Source organism: Streptomyces sp. BRA346 (assembly GCF_052851135.1).
This window is the reverse complement of the sequence record NZ_JAIWIH010000095.1, coordinates 1-7,487: the sequence shown is the minus strand read 5'-3', so window position 1 is coordinate 7,487 and position 7,487 is coordinate 1. Positions and strand designations below refer to the sequence as shown.

Sequence of the window (7,487 nt, the reverse complement as noted above, 5' to 3'; positions counted from 1 at the left end):
GCTGTGGGTCACGGACCTGACCATGATCGCAACCGAGGAGGGCCCGCTGTGGCTGTCCGCGATCCGCGACGCGTACTCCCGCCGGGTGGTGGCCTGGGAAACCTCCGCCCGCGCAGACGCCGACCTGGTCCTGACCACGCTGGAGTATGCCCTGGCCAGCCGTGAAGTCGCCGTCGGTGAGCTCATTCACCACGCCGACCACGGCTGTCACTACACGTCCGTGAGGCTCCCCCGTGACCGGCAGCCCGGCGCTGCGAATGAACGGAGATTGCTGGGAGCCGGCCGTTCGGCGGTCCCTGCTTGTCATCCGCAGACGGCGGCGTCGCAGTGAGGATGGCCGTGAGGAGGAGACCCAGCACCGCGACGACCGCACAGGCGATACCCGTCTTCCAGCGCCAGTCGAACCGCCTGCCGCTGTCATCGACCCATCCCTCGGAATCCTCGTCCTCGTGAAGGAACTGCTGGTTCAACGCATCGATCAGTGCGGCCAGTTCAGGGTCCTCCTGCGAGAGACGCCGCTCCATCTCCGCGAGGATGTGCCGGTCGTCCATCGAGGGGTTCATATCGATCACCTGCGGTGCGTCTGTGGGACGGGGACTCATCCGCGAACGCCACGATCGCTCGCGGGGCTGCTCTCCGCGGTGCCGGCCACGTTTTGGTGCCGCCTCGGTCGTGTGGTCAGGGTTCGATCAGTCCGACGCGGATGGCGTAGCGGGTGAGTTCCAGGCGGTCCTTCAGGCCGAGCTTCTGCAGCAGGTTGGCGCGGTGGCGTTCGACGGTCTTGGGGCTGATGACGAGGATGTCGGCGATCTCCTGTGAGGTGTGGCCTTCCGCGACGAGTTTGAGGATCTCCTCCTCGCGGTCGGTGATGGCCCTGGCGGGCAGGGGCTGGCCTTCGCGGACGCGGTCGAGGTAATTGCGGATGAGGGCGTTGACCGCGCCGGGGTAGAGGAAGGGTTCGTCACACATAGTGGCGCGACAGGCTTCGACGAGGTCGCGGTCGGCGACGGACTTGAGGACGTAGCCGGAGGCGCCGGCGGCCAGGGCTTCGAAGAAGTACTGCTCGTTGTCGTACATCGTCAGGATGAGGATGCGCAGCTCCGGCTGGATGCGTGAGAGTTCGCGGGCGGCCTGCAGGCCGGTCAGGCGGGGCATGGCGATGTCGAGGACGGCCAGGTCGGGATGGTGGGTACGGGCGGCTTCGATGGCCTCGGCTCCGTCGCCAGCTTCGGCCACCACGGTGAGGTCGGGTTCGCTGTCGAGGATGAGGCGCACTCCGCGACGGACCAGGTGGTGGTCGTCGGCCAGCAGGATGCGGGTGGGCGTCGCCTCGGTCATGGTCACTGACTCCGGTGGGGGGTAGGGACGGTCAGGCGTACCTCGGTGCCTCCGTCGGGGGCGGGGCCGAGGGTGAGGCCGGCGCCGATGAGCAGGGCGCGTTCACGCATGCCGCGGATGCCCGCCCCTTCGGTGGCCCCCTCGATGCCTCGGCCGTTGTCGCGCACGCGTAGTTCTACGCCGTCCGGGGTCCGCTCCAAGGTGAGGCCGACGCGCGTGGCGTCGGCGTGGCGGGCCGTGTTGGTCAGGCTTTCCTGGGCGACGCGGTAGAGGACGAGTTCGGCGTTCTCGCCCAGCGGCGGCAGGTCGGGCGCGATGTGGTGCCGTACGGACAGGGCGGTGCTGGTGAACTCGGCCGCGAGGGATTTCAGCGCGCTGATCAAGCCGAGTTCCTCAAGGACGCCGGGCCGCAGGTGGCGGGCGATGCGGCGAATCTCGTCCAGGCTGGCGCGAGTGGTCTCCTGGACCTGGTGCAGTTGCTCACGTACCGGGTCGGGTGCTTGGTCGGCGACGCGTTTGAGATCGAGCAGGACGGCCGTAAGCGTCTGGCCGATCTCGTCGTGGAGTTCCTGGGCGACGCGGTGGCGTTCGGCCTCCTGCGCGGTCAGGGCGCGGGCGGCGCTGGTAGCGCGTTCGGCTTCCAGCCGGTCGAGCATCGTGTTGAACGTGGTGATCAGTTCGGCAACCTCGCCGTGACCGCCGACAGCCGGGCGGGCACCGGGGCGCAGCAGGTCGGTGCGGGTCATGGCGCGGGCGAGGCGTTGCAGCGGAGCCAGGCCAATGCGCAGCAGGAGCGCGTTGGCGATCAGCATCGCGGCCAGCCCGCCGCTGAGGACAGCGGCCTCAGTGAGCAGGACGGGGGCCGACACGGTGACCGGGCCCAGCAGCAGCAGCGCAGTGGCTGCGACCAGTACCACGGCGTTGAGCAGGAAGATCCTCCAGAACAACGGCACCGGATACCGTCTCCTCAAGCTGGTCCTTGCTTCCACTATCGCCTCCCCGGCAGTGGACGGCGGGCCGGCCGGTCACTGAAGGCTGCCTGCGTCCAAGGCGCTCTGCTCCATAGTCTGCGCCGGGCAGGGCGAACGTCCATCGGGTCTGGCACCCATTTCCGCGTCCCCTCTACAGCTCCGGCCCGCGCGCAATTGGGTGTCGGACCCGATGGCGGCCGCCGCCTGTGGCGAGTGAGGGTGGAGCCAATCCCCGCTGCCGGCCCACTGACCGTCGTGCGGAGGCGACCGCTTGCGGCGTCGGCAGACGCGAGCCCAGCTTTCGACAGCCCTCCTCTTGGCTGGGCGGGAAAAGCCGCAGGTCTTTCGGATCACGAGAGGAGCCCGGCACCGATGTACGCAGCGCCACAGCCAACAGGTCACACCGAGTCGGTTTCCGGCCCGGCCCTGCTGGTGCTGCGGTTGCGTCGCACGGCGGCTGGATGGGTGCGCCGTATGGCGGGCGTCAGCACGGCCGGAACAGGCAGGCCGGGCGTGGGGGAGGAATGGCCGTGAGCGTTACGGCATGGTCGACGGCAACCGTCACAGTGTGCCCTTCGGCGCCACCGGCTGCCCGGGCGGCGGTGGTCGGCTCACCCGGAAGGGAAGACCAGAGCCCGCGTGCGTCCCGCGGCGGGCGCTCGCACTCGGCGCGGTTCCGGCTGGCAACCCCACAAGGGTCGGCGCCTCCGCCGACCGGAATCGTCACCCTCCGTGTCGCCGATCGCTCCGCCGCCAGATCTCGTTCCGGCACCTCACCGCGCCCTCACCATCGCCGTGTCGGCCGCGTATGTACGGCTGCACTCCCTCCTCCTGGTGTGATCGTGATGCCCCGACCTCCCAAGGAGAGCAGATGGCTCGCACCGTCGACCGCGACGCCTGCCCGCAGTCCCGTGCCCGGAGGTGGGCATCATGCCCGGACCCGATGACAGGCGGCTCACTGAGATCGAGGCCCTCCTCGACCGCGAGGATCCCCGGTTCGCCCGCGCTCTCGGGGCCTGCCGCCCCTGCCCGCCGCGTGAGTACCGGCACGCAAGGGCCTGGCTGCTCCTCGCCGTCGCCATGGCCGTGCTGGCCACTGGCCTCGCCCTGGCCCACGGGCTGCTCATCGCCACCGGCCTGGTCCTGGCCGGTATGGCCGGGGAACTGTTCGACCCCGAGCGTGACGCGCGCAGACACCGCACCTCTCCGCCCCGGTCCTGACCTCGGCGACCGTCCAGCGGCTGCGGCTGGCACGAGGACTCGTCGATGACCCTGTCCGAGCTGTACCTGACGCTGCTGATCGGCGGCGCCGTACTGCTGGCCAGCATCGCCGCCGCCCGCGCGGCTCACCGCATCGGCCTGCCCAGCCTGCTGCTGTTCCTCGCGGTCGGCCTCATCGCCGGCGAGGACGGGCTCGGCCTGGAGTTCGACGACGCCCGGCTCGCCCAGGCCATGGGCACCGCAGCCCTGGCCGTCATCCTCGTCGAAGGCGGCCTGACCACCCAGTGGAGCGACGTCCGACGCCTCCTGGCCCCGGCCGGGGTGCTCGCCACGGCAGGCGTGGCCGTCTCCGTCGTCGTGACCGCCGCCGGCGCGCACTGGCTGCTCGGCATCGAGTGGCACCTGGCCCTGCTGCTCGGTGCGATCGTCTCCTCCACCGACGCCGCCGCCGTCTTCGCCGTCCTGCGCGCGCTGCCGCTGCCGCAGAAGGTGACCGGGCTGCTGGAGGCCGAGTCCGGCTTCAACGACGCCCCGACCATCATCCTGGTCCTGGTCTTCTCCACCGCCACCACCGACCTGCCCGGGCCCGCTCCCCTCCTGGGCAACCTGCTCTACCAGCTCGCGGTCGGCGGCATCCTCGGTGTGCTGATCGGCCGCCTGGGCGCCGCGGCGCTGCGGCACATCGCCCTGCCTGCTACCGGCCTGTACCCGCTGGCCACGGTCGGTTTCGGCATCGTCGCCTTCGCCGCCGCCGGAGCGGTGAACGCCAGCGGCATCATCGCCGCCTATCTGTCCGGCCTGGTGCTGGGCAACGCCAAACTGCCCCACCGCGCCGCCACCCGTTCATTCGCCGAGGGCGCCGGCTGGCTGGCGCAGATCGGCCTATTCGTCATGCTCGGCCTGCTGGTCAACCCCAGCGAACTGCCCTCCGCGATCCTGCCGGCCCTCGTCGTCGGCCTGGTCCTGCTGCTGGCCGCCCGCCCCGTCTCCGTTCTGGCCTGCCTGCTGCCGTTCCGTATCCCCTGGCGTGAGCAGGCGTTCACCTCCTGGGCCGGCCTGCGCGGCGCGGTCCCCATCGTGCTCGCCACCTTCCCCATCGTCGCCGGGGTCGCCGGCGCCCACGACGTGCTCAACATCGTGTTCGTCCTCGTGGTCCTGTTCACCCTCATCCAGGGCCCCACCCTGCCCGCCGTCGCCCGGCGTCTGGGCCTGCCCCGCGGCGGAGCGCTGCGCGATGTGCAGGTCGAGACCGCCCCCTTGGACGTTCTGGACGCCGACCTGCTCACCGTCACCATCCCGCCGGGCTCCCGGCTGCACGGCGTGGCCGTCTTCGAACTGAGGCTTCCGCCACCGACCGTCGTCACCCTGATCATCCGCGACGGCACCACCCTCGTCCCCGACCGCGACACCGTGCTGCGTGCAGGCGACGAGCTCCTGCTCATCACCACACCGGAGACCAGGGAAGCCGCGGAGCGTCGGCTGCGGGCCGTCGGCCGGCGCGGCAAACTAGCCCGCTGGCTCGGCGAACACGGCGCCCCCGAGTCCGAGCCCGCCACGTCGGCGCGGACCGAGTAACTCTTGCACGCACAGCACTGAGCGGACGCTCGTTCGCCAATACCACGATCCGCGCTCCTTTGCTGCCGATATGTAACTGCAGCGGCTGCGTGAGCTGGAGGGACTCATCGTCAGCGCCCAGGTGCCTGCCGGCAGGGGGTGTCGGGTACCAGCGGAAATGGGTGTTGGCCCCGATGGCGATGCCGCAAGCCGCGTGTGACGGTGGAGTGGCATGGACCCTATCCGTCGGTCCCGCGGGAGGAGGAGCCATGACGCAGCCTGGCCCGCATGTAACCCCGGCGGTCAGGGCAAACGCTTCAACGATCAAGACCGCGGCTCCCGTGTCGGTTCTGCCTGGCGTTACCGAAGGTAACTTCGTGGAGAAGGCCTCCGTAAGGAGGGCGATCTGATGCCGTGGCTCGTATGGCTGCTCGCCGCCGGGGTGCTCGGTGCCGCGGAGTTCTTCACCCTGACGCTGGTCTTCGGGTTGCTGGCGGGCGCTGCGCTGGTGGCCGCCGTGGTCGCTGGTGTGGGCATCGGCGTTGTCGGCCAGCTCGTTGCCTTCGGGGTAGCGGCGGCAGCGGGTCTCTTCCTCGTCCGTCCTGTCGCGCTGCGGCATATGGCACAGCAACCCCTCACCCGCGAGGGCAGTGATGCGCTGATCGGCAAACGGGCCGAGGTCAAGCAGGAGGTCACCGCAACCCACGGCCTGATCAAACTCTCCGGGGAGGAGTGGTCCGCCCGCGCCCTCGACGAAAGCCTGGTGATCCCGGTGGGAGCGCTGGTGGATGTCGTGGAGATCGAAGGCGCCACGGCCATCGTCTACCCCCGCGAACTCCTTCCCTGAGCTGAACACAGCAACGGAGGCACTGTGGACCCCGTCGTCATTCCCATTCTTGTGGCGGCCATCATCGTCGTCTTCCTCGTGGCCTCCACCGTGCGGATCGTCCCGCAGGCGCGCCGCTACAACATCGAGCGGTTCGGCCGATATCGCCGGACGCTGCAACCCGGTCTGAACCTGGTGCTGCCGGTGGCGGACCGTGTCAACACCAAACTCGATGTGCGCGAGCAGGTCTACTCCTCCGATCCCCGGCCGGTGATCACCGAGGACAACCTCGTGGTGAACATCGACACCGTGCTCTACTACCAGATCACGGACCCGCGGGCGGCGGCCTACGAGGTCGCCGACTACCTCCAGGCGATCGATCAGCTCACCGTGACCACGCTGCGTAACGTCATCGGCAGCATGGACCTGGAGGAGACGCTCACCTCGCGTGAGGAGATCAACTCCCGGCTCCGCGCCGTCCTCGACGATGCCACCGGCAAGTGGGGCATCCGGGTCAACCGCGTCGAGATCAAGGCCATCGATCCACCGCACACCATCAAGGAAGCGATGGAGAAGCAGATGCGGGCCGAGCGTGACAAGCGCGCGGCCATCCTGCACGCCGAGGGGGAGCGGCAAGCCAAGATCCTTACCGCGGAGGGCACGAAGCAGAAGGACATCCTGGAGGCACAGGGCACGCAACAGGCCATGATCCTGCGGGCGGACGGCGAGGCGAAGGCGGTGGAGCGTGTCTTCCAGGCCGTCCATCGCAACAATGCCGATCCGAAGGTCCTTGCCTACAAGTACCTGGAGACACTCCCGCACTTGGCGAGCAGCGACAGCAACACGTTCTGGGTGATCCCGGGAGAGCTGACCGAGGCAGTTCGGACCGTCACCAGTGCCTTCGGTGACCAGTCGACGGCGGGTCCCCCCGCACCCGAGCAACCCGAGAAAGCAGCCGACGACACGTCCCACGAAAGCCGGGTTCCAGAGCTCGATGCAGGCTCGGCGGTTCCGCTCGACGCCGGGGCGGCTGCTGACGAGGCCGCGAAGCAGGCCGCCGCCGCGGTGAGCGACGCCAAGGCGGAGGCTGCGGCCGCGATGTCGCCCAAGGTGCCTCGCCGGGGGCAGACGTCCGGCGACTGAGGCCTGTGCCGCTCGAAAAATCATCGCTGCACGTCATGCCGCATGTCTGTATTCGTCGATGAGGCCGCCGAGGATCCGGGTGCGCAGGACTTTGTGGATGTGGAGGTCATACACCGCGGCGGGTTGTTCGTGAGCGTCGGGTGGGAGCTGGCAGCGGACCTGATGAGGTCGGTGCTCGTTGTAGTGCCGCTCGTAGGCGGCGAGGACGTGGCGGGCGTGGGCCTCGTTCATGATGAGGACGTGGTCGAGGGCTTCGCGTCGGATGCTGCCGATGATGCGTTCGCAGTGTGCGTTCGTGCGGGGATCCCGGGGCGCAGTTGTGAGGATGTCCATCTTGTGGGGCTCGGAAAGTCGTCGCTGCAGGTGACGTCAGGTATTCGGCCTCGGCTGAGAGCATGTCCGCGTGACCGTCTCACTGGTGTACAAGGTCGTGC

8 protein-coding genes and 1 pseudogene are annotated in these 7,487 nt (G+C 69.3%); 5 read left to right on the top strand and 4 right to left on the bottom strand.

What is annotated here, in order from left to right:
- Positions 1 to 22 precede the first annotated feature (22 nt).
- Positions 23 to 166 (top strand): annotated as a pseudogene (locus LCH29_RS43325) (IS3 family transposase); the annotation flags it as partial.
- Positions 167 to 182: 16 nt separating this feature from the next.
- Here LCH29_RS43325 and LCH29_RS43320 read toward each other — a convergent pair.
- From LCH29_RS43320 to LCH29_RS43310, 3 genes are all read right to left on the bottom strand, one after another.
- On the bottom strand, positions 183 to 563 hold the full coding sequence (locus tag LCH29_RS43320) for a DUF3040 domain-containing protein (RefSeq protein WP_446467186.1): 381 nt from the start codon (positions 561 to 563) through the stop codon (positions 183 to 185).
- Positions 564 to 678: 115 nt separating this feature from the next.
- A complete protein-coding gene (locus LCH29_RS43315; RefSeq protein ID WP_446467185.1) occupies positions 679 to 1,338 on the bottom strand; it encodes a response regulator in 660 nt (219 codons plus the stop codon).
- 2 nt (positions 1,339 to 1,340) lie between these two features.
- Positions 1,341 to 2,291 carry a HAMP domain-containing sensor histidine kinase gene (locus LCH29_RS43310; protein ID WP_446467184.1) on the bottom strand — a complete coding sequence of 317 codons (951 nt, stop codon included), beginning with the start codon at positions 2,289 to 2,291 and terminating at the stop codon, positions 1,341 to 1,343.
- 948 nt (positions 2,292 to 3,239) lie between these two features.
- Between LCH29_RS43310 and LCH29_RS43305 the strand changes: the two genes are divergently transcribed.
- The 4 genes from LCH29_RS43305 (at position 3,240) to LCH29_RS43290 (ending at position 7,053) form a co-directional block, all read left to right on the top strand.
- Positions 3,240 to 3,530, top strand: coding sequence for a DUF3040 domain-containing protein (locus LCH29_RS43305; protein WP_446467183.1), 291 nt, complete (start codon positions 3,240 to 3,242; stop codon positions 3,528 to 3,530).
- A 45-nt stretch (positions 3,531 to 3,575) separates the two neighbouring features.
- Positions 3,576 to 5,105: a potassium/proton antiporter gene (locus tag LCH29_RS43300; RefSeq protein WP_446467182.1), complete on the top strand. Its 1,530-nt coding sequence runs from the start codon at positions 3,576 to 3,578 to the stop codon at positions 5,103 to 5,105.
- Between the two features lie 388 nt (positions 5,106 to 5,493).
- Complete coding sequence (locus LCH29_RS43295; protein ID WP_446467181.1) at positions 5,494 to 5,931, top strand: NfeD family protein; 438 nt, start codon at positions 5,494 to 5,496, stop codon at positions 5,929 to 5,931.
- A 24-nt stretch (positions 5,932 to 5,955) separates the two neighbouring features.
- Positions 5,956 to 7,053: an SPFH domain-containing protein gene (locus LCH29_RS43290; RefSeq protein WP_446467180.1), complete on the top strand. Its 1,098-nt coding sequence runs from the start codon at positions 5,956 to 5,958 to the stop codon at positions 7,051 to 7,053.
- Positions 7,054 to 7,086: 33 nt separating this feature from the next.
- On the opposite strand, the gene LCH29_RS43285 is transcribed toward LCH29_RS43290, so the two are convergent.
- Positions 7,087 to 7,386: an integrase core domain-containing protein gene (locus LCH29_RS43285; protein ID WP_446467179.1), complete on the bottom strand. Its 300-nt coding sequence runs from the start codon at positions 7,384 to 7,386 to the stop codon at positions 7,087 to 7,089.
- Positions 7,387 to 7,487: the final 101 nt, after the last annotated feature.

Excerpts from the sequence above, each read along its gene's own strand:
- LCH29_RS43320 (WP_446467186.1), bottom strand. The coding sequence starts at position 563 with ATGAACCCCTCGATGGACGACCGGCACATCCTCGCGGAGATGGAGCGG.
- LCH29_RS43315 (WP_446467185.1), bottom strand. The coding sequence starts at position 1,338 with ATGACCGAGGCGACGCCCACCCGCATCCTGCTGGCCGACGACCACCAC.
- LCH29_RS43305 (WP_446467183.1), top strand. The coding sequence starts at position 3,240 with ATGCCCGGACCCGATGACAGGCGGCTCACTGAGATCGAGGCCCTCCTC.
- LCH29_RS43300 (WP_446467182.1), top strand. The coding sequence starts at position 3,576 with ATGACCCTGTCCGAGCTGTACCTGACGCTGCTGATCGGCGGCGCCGTA.
- LCH29_RS43295 (WP_446467181.1), top strand. The coding sequence starts at position 5,494 with ATGCCGTGGCTCGTATGGCTGCTCGCCGCCGGGGTGCTCGGTGCCGCG.
- LCH29_RS43285 (WP_446467179.1), bottom strand. The coding sequence starts at position 7,386 with ATGGACATCCTCACAACTGCGCCCCGGGATCCCCGCACGAACGCACAC.